The organism is Sphingobacterium sp. UBA1897, assembly GCF_002337775.1.
Lineage (GTDB): Bacteria > Bacteroidota > Bacteroidia > Sphingobacteriales > Sphingobacteriaceae > Sphingobacterium > Sphingobacterium siyangense.
Window position 1 is genome coordinate 1 of sequence record NZ_DDGR01000004.1, and the last position, 14,013, is coordinate 14,013.

Annotated in this window: 19 protein-coding genes; all 19 read left to right on the forward strand. The window is 41.8% G+C overall.

The genetic code is table 11. The features are described from left to right. Window positions 1-288 (forward strand): hypothetical protein (locus B4N43_RS02690; RefSeq protein WP_286732598.1); only part of this gene is annotated, 288 nt, incomplete at its 5' end. 369 nt (window positions 289-657) lie between these two features. Next, the gene (locus tag B4N43_RS02695; protein ID WP_286732600.1) at window positions 658-1,068 is read left to right on the forward strand and encodes a plasmid mobilization protein; all 411 of its coding nucleotides are present in this window, start codon (window positions 658-660) and stop codon (window positions 1,066-1,068) included. Further along, window positions 1,065-2,237, forward strand: a complete 1,173-nt coding sequence (locus tag B4N43_RS02700) for a relaxase/mobilization nuclease domain-containing protein (RefSeq protein ID WP_286732601.1) — start codon at window positions 1,065-1,067, stop codon at window positions 2,235-2,237. The genes B4N43_RS02695 and B4N43_RS02700 overlap by 4 nt, the downstream gene beginning before the upstream one ends. Window positions 2,238-2,267: 30 nt before the next feature. Further along, window positions 2,268-2,894 carry a ParA family protein gene (locus tag B4N43_RS02705; protein ID WP_286732603.1) on the forward strand — a complete coding sequence of 209 codons (627 nt, stop codon included), beginning with the start codon at window positions 2,268-2,270 and terminating at the stop codon, window positions 2,892-2,894. A gap of 5 nt (window positions 2,895-2,899) precedes the next feature. Next, window positions 2,900-3,229 carry a hypothetical protein gene (locus tag B4N43_RS02710; RefSeq protein WP_286732605.1) on the forward strand — a complete coding sequence of 110 codons (330 nt, stop codon included), beginning with the start codon at window positions 2,900-2,902 and terminating at the stop codon, window positions 3,227-3,229. Next, window positions 3,226-3,546 (forward strand): hypothetical protein, encoded by a 321-nt coding sequence (locus B4N43_RS02715; protein WP_286732607.1) that lies wholly within the window; start codon window positions 3,226-3,228, stop codon window positions 3,544-3,546. Before B4N43_RS02710 ends, B4N43_RS02715 begins: the two co-directional genes overlap by 4 nt. A 6-nt stretch (window positions 3,547-3,552) precedes the next feature. Beyond that, window positions 3,553-3,861 (forward strand): DUF4134 family protein, encoded by a 309-nt coding sequence (locus tag B4N43_RS02720; RefSeq protein ID WP_286732609.1) that lies wholly within the window; start codon window positions 3,553-3,555, stop codon window positions 3,859-3,861. Between the two features lie 45 nt (window positions 3,862-3,906). Further along, window positions 3,907-4,212: a DUF4134 domain-containing protein gene (locus B4N43_RS02725; RefSeq protein ID WP_112375704.1), complete on the forward strand. Its 306-nt coding sequence runs from the start codon at window positions 3,907-3,909 to the stop codon at window positions 4,210-4,212. Next, window positions 4,209-4,508, forward strand: a complete 300-nt coding sequence (locus B4N43_RS02730; RefSeq protein ID WP_286732612.1) for a DUF4133 domain-containing protein — start codon at window positions 4,209-4,211, stop codon at window positions 4,506-4,508. Before B4N43_RS02725 ends, B4N43_RS02730 begins: the two co-directional genes overlap by 4 nt. Next, entirely contained in the window at window positions 4,492-6,978 is a 2,487-nt protein-coding gene (locus B4N43_RS02735; protein WP_286732613.1) for a TraG family conjugative transposon ATPase, read from the forward strand. Before B4N43_RS02730 ends, B4N43_RS02735 begins: the two co-directional genes overlap by 17 nt. Next, the gene (locus B4N43_RS02740; protein WP_286732614.1) at window positions 6,971-7,633 is read left to right on the forward strand and encodes a hypothetical protein; all 663 of its coding nucleotides are present in this window, start codon (window positions 6,971-6,973) and stop codon (window positions 7,631-7,633) included. The genes B4N43_RS02735 and B4N43_RS02740 overlap by 8 nt, the downstream gene beginning before the upstream one ends. 4 nt (window positions 7,634-7,637) lie before the next feature. After that, on the forward strand, window positions 7,638-8,294 hold the full coding sequence (locus B4N43_RS02745) for a hypothetical protein (protein ID WP_286732615.1): 657 nt from the start codon (window positions 7,638-7,640) through the stop codon (window positions 8,292-8,294). Beyond that, the gene (locus tag B4N43_RS02750; RefSeq protein ID WP_286732617.1) at window positions 8,291-8,962 is read left to right on the forward strand and encodes a hypothetical protein; all 672 of its coding nucleotides are present in this window, start codon (window positions 8,291-8,293) and stop codon (window positions 8,960-8,962) included. The genes B4N43_RS02745 and B4N43_RS02750 overlap by 4 nt, the downstream gene beginning before the upstream one ends. Before the next feature lie 3 nt (window positions 8,963-8,965). Beyond that, window positions 8,966-9,745 (forward strand): hypothetical protein, encoded by a 780-nt coding sequence (locus B4N43_RS02755; protein ID WP_286732618.1) that lies wholly within the window; start codon window positions 8,966-8,968, stop codon window positions 9,743-9,745. Window positions 9,746-9,759: 14 nt separating this feature from the next. Further along, on the forward strand, window positions 9,760-10,878 hold the full coding sequence (locus B4N43_RS02760) for a plasmid transfer protein (RefSeq protein WP_286732621.1): 1,119 nt from the start codon (window positions 9,760-9,762) through the stop codon (window positions 10,876-10,878). A gap of 15 nt (window positions 10,879-10,893) precedes the next feature. Next, complete coding sequence (traK, locus tag B4N43_RS02765; RefSeq protein ID WP_165308865.1) at window positions 10,894-11,508, forward strand: conjugative transposon protein TraK; 615 nt, start codon at window positions 10,894-10,896, stop codon at window positions 11,506-11,508. Further along, the gene (locus B4N43_RS02770) at window positions 11,486-11,917 is read left to right on the forward strand and encodes a hypothetical protein (protein WP_286732623.1); all 432 of its coding nucleotides are present in this window, start codon (window positions 11,486-11,488) and stop codon (window positions 11,915-11,917) included. The genes traK and B4N43_RS02770 overlap by 23 nt, the downstream gene beginning before the upstream one ends. A 59-nt stretch (window positions 11,918-11,976) precedes the next feature. After that, window positions 11,977-13,140 carry a conjugative transposon protein TraM gene (gene traM, locus B4N43_RS02775; protein WP_286732625.1) on the forward strand — a complete coding sequence of 388 codons (1,164 nt, stop codon included), beginning with the start codon at window positions 11,977-11,979 and terminating at the stop codon, window positions 13,138-13,140. Window positions 13,141-13,159: 19 nt separating this feature from the next. Then, complete coding sequence (gene traN / locus B4N43_RS02780) at window positions 13,160-14,005, forward strand: conjugative transposon protein TraN (protein ID WP_286732626.1); 846 nt, start codon at window positions 13,160-13,162, stop codon at window positions 14,003-14,005. The last annotated feature ends 8 nt before the right edge of the window (window positions 14,006-14,013 follow it).

Below are 14,013 nucleotides of genomic sequence, written 5' to 3' on the forward strand. Positions count from 1 at the left end.
AGTTTTAGGGGAGCAGCATATATAGATAAATATTATCTGGAAACTTCTATTGTTTCAAACCGTTTTAAACAGCCCATCAACTGTAAATTTTATATCAGGGATGGAATTGGAACCGGAATTAGAATTGCCAGGTTGGCAGCTTCGAGTGCCGGCAACCAACCTATACAGTATCGGAATTTTACAAATAATAGGGACTTGCCAAGTTCCGCACTTATTCCGGGCCTATTCCCAAAACCCAGATTAAAATTTGATCTACTTGATCCTCTGAAAGGCTTTCGCCGTCGATAAAATACCCCCACTGTTTCTTGTTTTGTTTTGGGCAAGTTGTGTCTTTGTACGTACAGATTGCGCTTTGCTGATCTTGTACCAACAAAAACGAACTTGCCCTGAAACTTATCACCCTTTTAGATTGACAAGTATCAGGGAAGGAAAAATGTCGCAACTCCATTTTTCTACTTTCTAAATCTTTGCCCCTTGTTCTGGTGCATTTTTCCTAAATCTAATCCTAAAACTATGTTAAAAAAACACCGCAGCCTATTCACGGGAATAGGTGGCTTTGATCTGGCTGCTTCCTGGATGGGATGGGAAAACTCGATATTCTCACCGGAGGGTTTTCATGCCAGCCGTTTAGCCAGTGGTACCTAAAATAATCGATATATGGGAAGAAACAAATCTTTCAGAACTAAAAGTCTAAAAAATAATAGGGTATGCCGCTTTGAACTGCGCCTAACAGAAAGCGAAAAAGCACAGTTCCTTTCCCTTGAAAAATCGCTTGGCATAAACCGTTCGGAAATCGTAAGGAATAGGGTTTTATCCCATCCATCCAGGACATTGGTCGATTCTAAAACCATACTCCAGATGCTCGATACGCTAGGATCGGAGCTAGGAAGATCTGGAAATAATATTAATCAACTTGCGCGCCACATCAATACATTAAAGCTACAGGGTAAACTGGAACCCGGCGAACTATCCCGATTTCCCTCCCTCATAGCTGATTATATTAAATATCAGCGGCAGATTGAACAGGAATTCAGAAATCTAATGCGATTGATCAAAGGACAGCGATGATTGTTAAAATATTATCCTCCGCTAAAAGTTTTGGCGGTGTTCGCTATAATACGGACAAGATCCAGCAGGATAAGGGTGAACTGGTAAAAGCAGCCAATTTCGGTGCGCTTGGAGCCATGTCCAACGTGCGCCCATCTGATTATATCAACTATCTGGAGCTCCAGACCAGTGCGAGCAAAAAAATAAAGAACCCACAATTTCATGTGGCGATATCATGTAAAGGCCGCAGCCATAGTAAAGAAGAATTAACAGAAATCGCGGAGAAGTGGTTACAAGGAATGGGATATGAAAATCAACCCTATTTGCTGATATTTCACAAGGATACTAAAAATAATCATATCCACATCGTCTCAACACGTGTCAGCAGGGACGGGAAAAAAATCAGCGATAGCTATGAGAAACTTCGTTCCTATGAGGTCCTTAACCGAGTGATGGGAAACGACGAAAAAATAGAAGCTTCGAAATCCATACAAAATGCTCTCCAATACAGCTTTTCCACACGGGCACAGTTTATGATGATTTTGGAAAATCAGGGTTACAGTATTACGCTTAACGCTGGAAAGTACCGGGTTTCCAAATTCGGTAGAAATCTTGGTGAAGTATCGCTGGATGTCGTTGACAATAAAATCGGGCAGTTTCGAAAGGACCTTGATAGATTATCCCAGATCCGTGCAATTTTTCACCGCTATAAATTAGCGCATGATCCGACAGTGAGAACTTTGTATCAGGAAAACCCCGGTGGGGAAAGTGCTATTGCAGTTGGTTACACCTCTGATCTGGCAGAACTGTTTAAATCAAAATTCGGCATCCAGTTCCTTTTTCATGGAAAACCCGGAAAACCTCCTTATGGTTATACGATAATTGACCATGCGGGCAAGAGCATTTATAAAGGTGGTGACCTGATGCCACTTTCAGAATTTATCTCTGCAAATAATAGTGATAAAACATTAAAACCTACTAGATCCGAAGATTCTCCGCAAGCTGAGTTTAAATCGCCAGCTCATAAATCATTTAGCGTTGAAAATTCAATTGTTCTCGATGACATACCGGAAAATGGCAGTTTTCCGGTACCTGATTTTCAGATCGACATTAGGGATGACGTTGATGATGAGGCCATTCATGGTAGAAATCGGAGACGTAAAAGAAAATCCCGCACCAATACACGTTAGCAAAAACATTATTGACCAAACTCTAACATTATGCTTGTACTTATTGGAAACCAGAAAGGAGGCTGCGGTAAAAGTACACTTGTGCTTCTGCTCGCCAATTTTTTGGCAATAGAGAAACGACAGGCCCTGACCATTCTTGATATGGATTATCAACAGTCCCTATTTGCAAAATCGCAAAAAGCTAAAATATTGGAAAATGACCCTTTTTATGAAATTGTTCCCGCCGCACTTGATGACTTCCCATTAATGAAGAAGAGACTGCTAAAATCTCCAAAGGACATCATTTTAATTGACCTTCCCGGAAAAATGGATGATGATGGCCTTCTTCCGATTTTCACTTCCGCCGATCTCATTCTGTGCCCATTTGCGTATGACGAATTTTCAGTCGATTCAACAGTGTTATTTTCAATGGTCGTCAAAAAGCTGAACAGACGAGCAGAGGTTCTTTTTATCCCTAACAGGATCAAGACAAATGTAAAATACGAAACCAAGGAACAGGTCCAGAAGGTTCTGCGGAATTTTGGAACAGTCCTTTCGGAAATTTCGGACAGGATAGATTTTCAAAGGGTCTCAACAGTACATACCCCCGAAACGATCCGTCCGGTATCTTATCCAGTGCTTTCCCATATCTATGACCATTTTCTTAAAAGTGACTGATGCCTATGAATATTAAAACACTAGCGGATGAACTGAGGGAAACCATTCGGAAAGATAATAATGAAGGGACAGGCAAAACAGTCCCTAAAAAGAAACCTGTCCAAAAAAACGCATTAGATCCTATCGTCGAGGAAATACGTGCCCACAGGCTGATCGGAAAAGAAAAGCTGCTGATCAGGCTCGACGATAAAACCATATTTCTCCTCAAACAGCTCAAGATTACCCAGGGAATTGACATGAACAAGATCATTTCCTATTCCCTTCAATACTTCCTCCAAAAACATCCCCAAATTTCAAATCATATCAAAGAAACCCTAAAAAATCTCGAACTATGAACTGGATTCAATTTACACTTTATCTCTCCACCCTTTACCTTGGATACTATGGACTGAACCTCATGTATGATTTTTATCGCAATAATAAACCGGGTAATGAATCTAAAAACGTCAGGCAAGGTGAAATCTCATTTCCTGAATTTCATTCCTCCACGAAGGTGGACCTACCGGAGGAAGATATTCTGGACGACAGCTTCGAAAATGCCGGTGCGATCACAAGTGGCCCAATAGAAAGTTCTGGAGGCGTATCCATCAAAGAATTGTTCTCCCTTGCTCAAAATGACCTGATCGAATTCACAAAGGCAATTGCTTATTAATCAATAATGAACAAAAAGAAAACGATATGGACGGCAATTGCCGTCTTTTTTTTTGTCCACAACCTTGTCGCCCAGCCGGGCTTGTCCGAATTCAGGCAGGTCAGCTCGGAGATCAGGGGCTGGTATTTTAATTTTTCCGACTTCGCCCTGGTCCTTGGGGCTATCTGTGGCCTGATAGGAGGGGTTCGGATCTTCTACAACTGGCAGAGCGGAAAAGATCATCATATTGATGCCCAGGTCATGGCCTGGTTCCTCTCCTGTCTTTTTCTTTCCCTACTGAGTGCATCCCTAAAAGCACTCTATGGAATCAGCTAAAACGCCAATCTTTTTTTCCATTCACTTTTTTAATTCCTATTTCTTATGAGAGTAAAAGCAAGCAAGTTACTTGTTTTGGCCGCAATCTGCCTTTTTGCGGAACGTTCCTTCGCCCAAGGAGGAACAGTTGGTATTGACGCCGCCACATCGTCGTTAAATACCTATGTCGATCCCATATCGACATTGATACTGAGTATCGGGGCTGTCGTCGGGCTGATAGGGGGAATCAGGGTCTATATCAAATGGAACAGCGGTGACCAGGATATCTCGAAAGAACTGATGTCGTGGGGCGGCTCCTGTCTATTTCTCATTTTGGTCAGTGTGGTCATCAAGGCATTTTTTGGCGTATGATCCAGAAAAACTATCAATTTTATAAGGGGCTCCAAAAGCCCCTTATTTACAGGGGTTTTAAAGGGAAATTTATCTATTACGCTGTCATATCCATCATGGGCGGCATGCTCTGCGGAGGTCTTATTGGCGCATTTACCAACATGATACTTGGCTGCCTGGGCATCCTCCTGTTCATGACCCTGGGAATGGTGTATACGATCAGTAAGCAGAGAAAGGGGCTATTCGACAAAACCCGTCACAACGGAATTATTATCCATCCTTCCAAAACACTGTTCAGAAATGAAAAAGCAAAGTAAGCATGCCTTTAATCTACCTTTTGCGGGCATTGATGAATTTATGGGTTTCCCGATCCTCTTTGGGGATAAGGGGGACTATTCAATTATCCTTGGTATTACCAATCCGGTCATCCAGTATGATGCCGATGAAACCAAGTATTCCGCCTATCACCATGCAATCTCCAGTGTGGTCAAACTTTTGGGGGATGGACATATAATCCAAAAGCAGGATGTATTTATCCGTAGAAAGTATCGACCAGTTCCTTCGGATGTGTTTTTGGAACAAAAATATCAGGAACATTTTAACGGTCGGGAATTTACCGAAATCAGAAGCTATATCACCTTTACCAAACAGGTAAAGAAAGGCACATTCTATACTTACGATGAGAAGATGCTGTATAAGTTTATAAGGGATCTTGGTAAAGTAATTGAGGTATTAAGCGGTGCGGGTCTTCATCCAAGGGTGCTTGGAAAAGCAGAAATCAATCGTCTTTTTTACAGGATACTTTCATTTGATTTTGAGGGTACGGAAACAGTATTGGATAATTATCAGTGTCATGACAATCAGATAAATCTGGGGAAAAGATCCATCAGATGCATTAGTCTCATAGATACGGATATTGTTGAACTGCCTGAGACGATCAGTTCGTATGCGATACGGAATGAAACAAACGGCTTGATGGATTTTCCCGTTGACAATTTATTTTTTCTGCACATGGTACCAGATTATAAGGTCATGATCTATAATCAGGTGATTGAAATTCCAGCTCAGCAGTTTACACTGAACAAACTGGAACTTAAAAGGAAAAGGCATTCCAATATGCCCGATCCGGCCAATCAGTTCTATGTTGAAGATATTGATAATTTATTGGCCGATGTGGCAAAAGACAATCAGTTGCTCGTTAATACACATTTTTCGATTTTGATTGGTTGCGATTCTGAATTGCTGGAAAGGACATCGAATTTTATTGAATCGTCCCTATTTCAGCAGGGGATTATTCCCAGCAGAAATGCTTACAACCAGTTCGAATTATTCAGGTCTTCATTACCCGGCAATGCCGTGGAACTACAGGTTTATGACTGGTTTTTGACTCCGGTAGATGCGGCGCTCTGTTATTTTTTTAAGGAATCACTGCCCTGCGATGAAAAAACGGATTTTCTGATCCGGTTTACAGACCGACAGGGGATACCATTGGCATTTGATCCTGCTGACCTGAGTACAAACCGTATTTCCAACCGTTCGAAATTTGCGCTGGGGCCTAGTGGTACTGGAAAATCTTTCTTCATGAATGCGCTTCTGGAACAGTATTATAGGTATAACATGGATATTGTCATCGTCGATACCGGCGATTCCTATCAGGGCCTCTGTACTTTTCTAGGCGGAACTTACCTTACCTATACTGAGGAAAACCCGATATCCATGAATCCTTTTGCCCTGACTCAGGAAGAGTTTAACCTAGAGAAAAAGGATTTCTTAAAAACCCTGGTAGCGCTGCTCTGGAAGGGAGCCGACGGAAAATTGTCCCAGGTAGAGGATACACTTTTATCAAACGTTATATCCTCCTATTATTATGAATATTTTTACCTCGATCCCGGACCGCAAAAAACCCATCGTCCTGAAGAATTAAATTTCGACTCTTTTTATGTGTATTCCGTTGACAAGATCAGGGATATAATGGACGATGAATCTTTAAAGTTTGATCTGGATGAATATAGGTATGTTTTGAAGAAATTCTTTACAGGACAGGAATTTGGTACCGTTCTCAATAAAAGCGCTGATTCCTCCCTATTTGAAGAGAGGCTTGTGGTGTTCGAAATTGACAATCTGAAGGAGAACAAGACCCTTTTTCCAATCGTTACGCTGGTTATTATGGATCTATTCCTACAGAAAATGAGGCATCGGACATTCCAGCGTAAAGCCTTGGTAATCGAAGAGGCATGGAAGGCCATTGCAAGCCCCTTAATGGCTGGTTACATAGTTTACCTGTATAAAACGGTAAGAAAATTTTATGGTGAAATCGTGGTCGTTACGCAAGAACTAGGCGATATTTTGGGCAATCCAATAGTCAAGGACAGCATTCTGGCAAATTCGGATACGATATGTTTACTTGACCAGTCTAAATTCCAGTCCAATTATGATGAAATAGCAAAACTGCTGTCCATTACCGATGTTGAAAGACGCAAGATCTTTACCATAAATAAATTACAGAATAAGGAAGATAGGTCACGTTTTAAAGAAGTCTACATCCGAAGAGGGACAGTAGGCGAAGTATATGGCGTGGAAGTATCCTTATTTCAGTATCTCGCGTTTACCACCGAAAAACCCGAAAAAAGTGCTGTAAAAATCTATGCGGATCATTTTGGAAATTACAAAGATGGCCTTACCGCATTTGTAAAAGATCTGGAATATTCTGGCAAAGCCCTTAGCGATTTTGTTGGGGAAGTTAATAGAAAGGGAATTCAAACTTTAAATCTTATGGCCAATGAATAGACTAATTATGATTTTACTGATCTTATTTCCAAGCTTGTCTGTAGAAGCACAGATCTATACCGATCCGGCAGTCGCAGCGGCTACGGGAGCACATGCCTCGGTGATGAATAGGCAATTGGATCATGTCAACGATAACCTGACACTGATCCAGCGGGGTCAGCTTGCTGTTACCGGGCAGTTACAGATTGTCAATGATCTACAGGATAAAATTTATAAAGGACTCTCTGAGGTTTCTTCTGTGGTCAGATCACTGCTGAGCATAAAAGAGATTGCCGGAATTACCGTCGATATTATTGAGGATGTCGAAAAAGCAATGGTACTTGCAAAGGGGAATCCTGTGCTTTTACTTTTTGCCGAAGCCGGAGCAAGGGAATTTAAGAACAGGGCGACAAACCTTGCCACAGAGGTAGGGGCCTTTGTACTCAAAGATGGAAAGGAGAGTCTGATGGATTCCGGTGAACGGGCAAAATTACTCAATCGGATACAAACGGAATTGACCATTCTCAGAGGCGTTGCGTATGGAATGCACCGAAATATGTATTGGGCCAAACAGCGTGGAATCCTCAATTCCTTAAATCCCTATGCTAGATTTATCAATATAGATAAACAGATCGCGGATGATGTTATCAGAAATTATAGACTCGTAAAGAAGTAATGCAATGAAATGGAGAATTATCTTTTGTTTCTGTATTCTTTGCTTATCCAAAACTGCAAGTTGTCAGCTGAATGTGCAACTGTTGCACCAGCTGGTAGGTCACAGCAAAGATGAGTATGAACGACAGAAAGAGGCCCATGACCGCCAGGGAGTGGCTACGGCAAATGAGCGGGTAAATACTTCGGGTACCACGAAGCTCAAAAAGCGGTACCGGGAGATCCAGAACAGGTTCAGTATCCTGCATACGGCATTACAGGGACTGAGTGTGGGAATCGAATCCAGACCGATCATTGAACGGATTATTGCCCATCAGGACAGAATGATGAGTATCGCATCTGACCATCCTGAATTTATTCCACTGGCCTTAAATAGCGAAAAGGAAATCGTAGATAGGTCAGTTCAATTGGGAAGATATATTGCCGGCCTGTTTTTGACAATCGGGGATCTCAACCAGATGAAAACCAGTGATCGCCGTTTGCTTTATGCGCATATACTGACTGAACTCCGACAGATAGAAGGAGCATCCAGGGCACTGGCAGCTACCCTTTATTACTCCACAAGGAAGAAAATACTGGATGGTCTTAATCCCTTTAAGGAATATATAAACACCGACAGGAGAATTGTGGAAAATATATTAAGACAATTAGAAAAGAAACCATGAAGTATTATCTCATAACACTGATTATTTTCTGTTTTGATTTTTTGTATGGGCAAAGTTATGTGACAATAATTTCAGATACCAAACATCTGGCAATCGTAAATGAAAACGGTGCGGTCAGGCTGGCCTCCGAATCGGCGCATAACAGTATGCTAAAGCAGATCAATCAAAATGTTGAAGACATCAATCTCAACCTGTCTTCCCTGGTAATCGTTCAGCAGGTGATCCATAGGTCCCTATCGGAGGTAAACAATGCTTTGAAGTCCGGTAGATCAGTGTTACAGGTTTCTTCCTTGATCGCTGAAATTATTAAACAGTCCAATAGCCTTATCGAGATTTCAAAAGAAGAACCCTGGCTGCTTTTAGTAGCAGAAGGAACAGCTAGGCAGCTAAAAGAAAGGGGGATAAATCTTGCTATGGAAGTTTCTGATTTTGTTCTCAGGGAAGGCAAAAATGTCTTAATGGATTATGAAAAGCGGGATTTTCTTTTGAGGAAGATCATCATCGAACTAAAGGTGATGCGCGCGCTACTTTTTAGTATGGAACGTTCGGTTTATTGGACAAAAATAAACGGATTATTAAAAACGGTGAATCCTTTTAAAAATTTCGTCAATAAGGACGTCCAAAAAGCAAACGAGATATTAAGGAACTATGGCGCAGTAAAACATTGAATTATGTGGAGAATATTAGCTATTGTTATTTTTCTGCTTGGATCTAAACCTGTCACTGGCCAGCGGATCAAGCGTCAGACCGATAAACATATTGTCAATCAGCAGGAACGCATGGTGCATAAACAGTGGGACCGAAAGAAATTTACCCCGACTTCTGGCTTTCTTGGAGTGAATTATCAGTATTGGCTCACCTGGGGCCTTCATCCCAATTATCCCAAGCTGGACAGGCGCCCCCTTTCAGGCTCAGGGCCCCAGACCATGCGGATGGGGCTGGTGATGGCTATGCAGCAGACCAATGATTCCTATAAAAAGCAGTCCGATACCATCCGAAATACTGCTATCAAGGAACTGGCCCACTATTCAGGGGCTGTAAGTTCCGCAGATCCACTTTGGATGCTATACTATAAACATGAGTTCGCCCCCCTAGAAAAGGATGAATCCCTAATCCTTCAGGGGCTAAGTTCAGAGGTAAGAGAATATCTGATAAATAAAGGTACTTATGAATGGTATACCAGTGAAAGATCGGGCCTCATAGAACGTCTAGAAATCCTTAAAACAGCAGATCTTGAAAGGGGCAGCAGGATCATGGGCTTTCATCGCCTATTGTCGGAATATAGGGTTCTTGAATCGGGGTGGGAATCCAAGAAGAGCAATGCCCAGAAATTTCTGTCCCTATCAAGTGACCTGTCTTCCATTAAGGAGATAGATCCGGTCATGCCGCTCCCACATAATGGAAAATCTGATATTGAAATTGCGGACAAAATCCTAAATAAGAGCAGATGATAAATTAATTTTATATGACATACACATTTTTTTTACAGGCATCTCCAGTGGGGGTGCCTGATTCATTTAAGGATACTTTCACTTTCCTGCAGGGAAATGGGGTATACGAGGAAGGGGTAATGCATTTCCTGAAAGGGATGAAAGATACGATATGGACCCATTACGATACTTTTATTACGGATGCACAGGCGCTAGCGGCAATTTTTATGCTCATATTTTTCGCCATAAAAAGCTATGAAATGATGTCCGGCGATAAAAAAATGGAGATTATGCCGCTGCTCAGGCCATTTGGACTGGTCATGGTCATTATCTGGTGGGGAGCTTTCACAAGGGTGATCGCTTATCCTACGGATATTGTAGCTGCCAAAACGGAAAGCCTCTTTGATAGCGGACAGACCGAAGTCAATAGCCTTCGGCTCCAACGTGCAAAACTCATGTATGACATAGCCAATTCCCTGACCCAGATCCAGGCGGAAACCGAAGTTGCAAAAAATGAGGCGGATACCTGGTACGGAAAAGCGTGGGATGCGGTCACCTCAACCGTGAAAGATGGGTTTACTTCCGTCTGGAACAATGTTGTGGAGCTAAGAAACAGGATGCAGATCAATTTGCAGCTATGGATGACCTATACACTGGAAACCTTGGCAGTCTGGGTACTTCGGATCTGTGTTTATATCATATTCATGATCCAGATACTCTATTCGACCATACTGATCATTTTAGGCCCATTCTCCGTTGCGGTAAGTATTCTTCCCGCTTTCAGGGATTCTTTCGGAACCTGGATCGCGCGGTTCGTGTCGGTCAATCTCTACTCTGGGATTGCCTATCTGGTAATGCATATAGCCAGTCTTTTTCAGCAGTATGCTTTAGAAGCTGAGATCACCCGTTATCAGGAATTATTATCGACTTCTGGCGATAGGCTCGAAAAACTTGGCTGGCTTGCCGGAAATGGGATAATGTCATTTGGGATCGTCATAGTAACCTTCCTGATCGGTGGGCTCACAATGCTCACGGTGCCAAGTATCAGTACATGGATCGTCTCCACTTCTGGAATCACTTCTGCCGCGGGTACAATGGGCCGTGGGGCATCCGGTATGGCAAGAACAGCTAGGAGGGTGATCGCAAAATTCTAAACTTAAATAAAGAACATGATTATCAAAAATATAGAATCAAAGATTCGTCTGGCAACCCTTATTGCCGTCGGGAGTTTAATAACAGCCTTTCTGCTGGTGTCCATAGTTTCTTTCTTTGCCTTTAAACAGGTGGAAAGCGCAAGAAAGTCAGTATATGTACTGGATATAAATAATGTGCCTTTGGCCGCGCAGCAGACCAGTGTTGAAATGAACCGTTCAGCCGAGTACCGAACGCATATAAATTTATTTCATAGTCTTTTTTTTACGCTGACACCGGACGAGAAGTTTATAGAATACCAGATGAAGCGGGCGATGTATCTGATTGATGAATCAGGTGCTTTACAATACAATAACCTCCGTGAGAAAGGATTTTTTAATTCCATCTTGTCTTCCAGTGCGGTACTTACCGTCCAGACGGATTCAATCCACCTTGAAGGAAACTATTTTCGCTTTTATGGTAAACAGACCATAGACCGACGGAGCTCAACCGTTGTTCGTAGTCTCATTACAGAAGGATATTTAAGGGACCTTAAAATCAGAACAGACAACAACGCGCATGCAGTTCTGATAACGAGATGGAAAACATTGGAAAATAAAGACCTCAGTTATGTTCAAAAAAATAACCTCTAATAAATCCGAAAGCAGTGTCTGGAAAGAGATCGGCAATGAATTTTCCAGGTATACAGTCCATCTTAGAAAATGTGTAAGGTCAAAATTGAGTACATATCCCAAGCAGGTTTTCATGTTCATGGTGTTATGTATCCTGATTTCAATCTGTTGTTTCTTTATGCTGCCAAGGCAAAAGGAAGTAAAAATGGTGAAAAATCCGCAACTATCGGCGCCTATTGCGGATGGAATGGGAAATATATTTGGTTCAATCTCCGATCTAAAAGAAGTACTTGAACTCCAGGCAGTCCTAGAAGGGCTTTCAAAAAAAGATAACCTAGATAAACAGGATAGTATGATCCTTATCCAGATAAAGGATAGGCTTTTGTCGCTGGAAAACCATAATGCGAAAGATTCGATATCCAAAGATTGATCCACCATTTTTTTTCCTAAACCCGCTTAGCATTTCTCAATTCTAAATCAATTTATATTATGAAATTAGACCTAAAAAGGCCCAAATATATCATACCGCTTATCGCCCTGCCTTTTATCTGTATTTTCTTTTACGTTTACCAATCCGCATTTTCAAAAGAGAGTGCTGTAAAAGATAATGAGCCCCAGCTAAAAGAACAAATTTCGGAAGTCTCCCCAGAGGTGAAAAATAAAGCTTTAACCGATAAGCTTAACGCTTACCGGGAACTGTACCGTCGAGGGGACGGCTATACCGCGGTGAATCAATTGCAGGAAGACAAAGTAGATGGATTCCGTTTTGATGAAATGTACAATGATAAAGAAAAACGCAAGTTAGATTCCATAAGGGATAAGCTTAAACAGGAATCACTAATGTCAGTTAATGCACCCAGGGCTGTGCATGGAAATGAAGACCTGGACCGTGTCCTGAGTTCCCTTGTTCCTAAATCCAATCCAGAATCCAGAAAAGAACCAAAAAGGACAAAAGAAGATCCGATGCTCCTATTCCGCCGGCAGATGGAATTTGCCGATAGTCTGGCAAAGGCCAATGACCCGGAAGAAAGAGCGGCAAGGGAGGAGAGGCAGCGGATCGAAATAGCGAAAAAAGCAGAAGCGGATCTGCCATTGCTTAAAGTCAGAAAGGCCGACGATACCGAATCCGTTTTCAATACGGTAAGAGACAATCCGAACGATTCTTTTATTCAGGCCATAATTGACGAAAATATGACCGGATATGTGGATTCCAGGTTGCGGATCAGGCTCATGGATGATTTATTTGTGGGAAGCAATCTGATTCAAAAAGGCACCTATTTATACGCAAAAATTAGCGGATTTACCGGCCAGCGTGTCCTTTTGAGCATTAGCTCAATTATGCAGGGAGGTAAGATCCTGCCTGTAAAACTTGATCTATATGATAATGATGGTCTTCAGGGCCTTTATGTGCCCGCATCCGCTTTCAGGGAGTTCAGTAAAGAGCTTGGCGCAAATTCTTCTCAGGGAATTTCAATACAGGGGGGAGAAAACCAGAACCAGGTCATTATGGGCGTGATCCAGAGGATGTTTCAGTCAACTACTACAGCAGTTTCCAGGTATATCCGGAAAAATAGGGCGAAAATCAAATATAACACGCTGGTCTATCTGATAGACCCACAAGCACTTCGTGAAAATCAAAAACAATACAAATAATCATTCATCATTTTCAATTATGAGAAATCTATTTCTGTTTTTATCGGCGATATTTCTGCTCGCCGCAACCCCGACAATGGCACAGACAGGTGGAGACCATTTACTTAGCGACCTTAAATCTATCAGGATTTCCAAGGGAAATACAGTTCACATCCTTTCACCGGAACCGATCAAATATGTGGATATATCTTCCAAAAGAGTAGTAGCAGATTTGCCTATAGATAATTTGCTCCGGCTTAAAATTGTTCCAGACAGCATGAATCTAGATGATTCAGTGACAGAACTCGGCAGCATTACAGTCGTCGGAGAAAATTTCATGACACAGTTCCGGGCCTTCAAAACTGATCAGGATATTGAACCACAGTCGCCAGTTCTTTATGAAATAAATCCTTTATCTACGGTTCCGCTGGAACCTTCGGAAAACAGCCTGAGCAGGAGCCAGATGAGGTCCTTATCCTATACTCTTTTATCCCAATCCGGTAACCGCCCAAAGAGGAAGGAAGAGAAGTTTGGAATAGGGATCTATTTAAACGGTATCAGAACGATCGGTGATTTCATTTTTCTGGATCTTTCATTTGTTAATAAAACGAACCTTTCATTTAGGCCAGATCAGCTACGTTTTTTTGTGGAAGATAAAAGAATTACCAAGGCGACAAATGTCCAGTCGGTTGAGATAGAACCCATCTGGCAATTTCAGCCATTCGACCTCCTAAAGAAAAAGAACCGGAATATTTATGTTCTTAAAAAAGTAACATTTCCGGGCAGTAAAATATTGCGGGTAAGTCTCACTGAAAAACAGTTGTCGGGCAGGGCAATTGACCTGAAAATCAAATACCAGGATATCCTGAATGCAGATTCTCTATAACTAATAAA

Excerpts from the sequence above, each read along its gene's own strand:
- B4N43_RS02695 (WP_286732600.1), top strand. The coding sequence starts at position 658 with ATGGGAAGAAACAAATCTTTCAGAACTAAAAGTCTAAAAAATAATAGG.
- B4N43_RS02705 (WP_286732603.1), top strand. The coding sequence starts at position 2,268 with ATGCTTGTACTTATTGGAAACCAGAAAGGAGGCTGCGGTAAAAGTACA.
- traN (WP_286732626.1), top strand. The coding sequence starts at position 13,160 with ATGAGAAATCTATTTCTGTTTTTATCGGCGATATTTCTGCTCGCCGCA.
- traK (WP_165308865.1), top strand. The coding sequence starts at position 10,894 with ATGATTATCAAAAATATAGAATCAAAGATTCGTCTGGCAACCCTTATT.
- B4N43_RS02700 (WP_286732601.1), top strand. The coding sequence starts at position 1,065 with ATGATTGTTAAAATATTATCCTCCGCTAAAAGTTTTGGCGGTGTTCGC.
- B4N43_RS02755 (WP_286732618.1), top strand. The coding sequence starts at position 8,966 with ATGTGGAGAATATTAGCTATTGTTATTTTTCTGCTTGGATCTAAACCT.
- traM (WP_286732625.1), top strand. The coding sequence starts at position 11,977 with ATGAAATTAGACCTAAAAAGGCCCAAATATATCATACCGCTTATCGCC.
- B4N43_RS02770 (WP_286732623.1), top strand. The coding sequence starts at position 11,486 with ATGTTCAAAAAAATAACCTCTAATAAATCCGAAAGCAGTGTCTGGAAA.
- B4N43_RS02735 (WP_286732613.1), top strand. The coding sequence starts at position 4,492 with ATGAAAAAGCAAAGTAAGCATGCCTTTAATCTACCTTTTGCGGGCATT.
- B4N43_RS02740 (WP_286732614.1), top strand. The coding sequence starts at position 6,971 with ATGAATAGACTAATTATGATTTTACTGATCTTATTTCCAAGCTTGTCT.
- B4N43_RS02720 (WP_286732609.1), top strand. The coding sequence starts at position 3,553 with ATGAACAAAAAGAAAACGATATGGACGGCAATTGCCGTCTTTTTTTTT.
- B4N43_RS02725 (WP_112375704.1), top strand. The coding sequence starts at position 3,907 with ATGAGAGTAAAAGCAAGCAAGTTACTTGTTTTGGCCGCAATCTGCCTT.
- B4N43_RS02750 (WP_286732617.1), top strand. The coding sequence starts at position 8,291 with ATGAAGTATTATCTCATAACACTGATTATTTTCTGTTTTGATTTTTTG.
- B4N43_RS02760 (WP_286732621.1), top strand. The coding sequence starts at position 9,760 with ATGACATACACATTTTTTTTACAGGCATCTCCAGTGGGGGTGCCTGAT.
- B4N43_RS02745 (WP_286732615.1), top strand. The coding sequence starts at position 7,638 with ATGAAATGGAGAATTATCTTTTGTTTCTGTATTCTTTGCTTATCCAAA.
- B4N43_RS02715 (WP_286732607.1), top strand. The coding sequence starts at position 3,226 with ATGAACTGGATTCAATTTACACTTTATCTCTCCACCCTTTACCTTGGA.
- B4N43_RS02710 (WP_286732605.1), top strand. The coding sequence starts at position 2,900 with ATGAATATTAAAACACTAGCGGATGAACTGAGGGAAACCATTCGGAAA.
- B4N43_RS02730 (WP_286732612.1), top strand. The coding sequence starts at position 4,209 with ATGATCCAGAAAAACTATCAATTTTATAAGGGGCTCCAAAAGCCCCTT.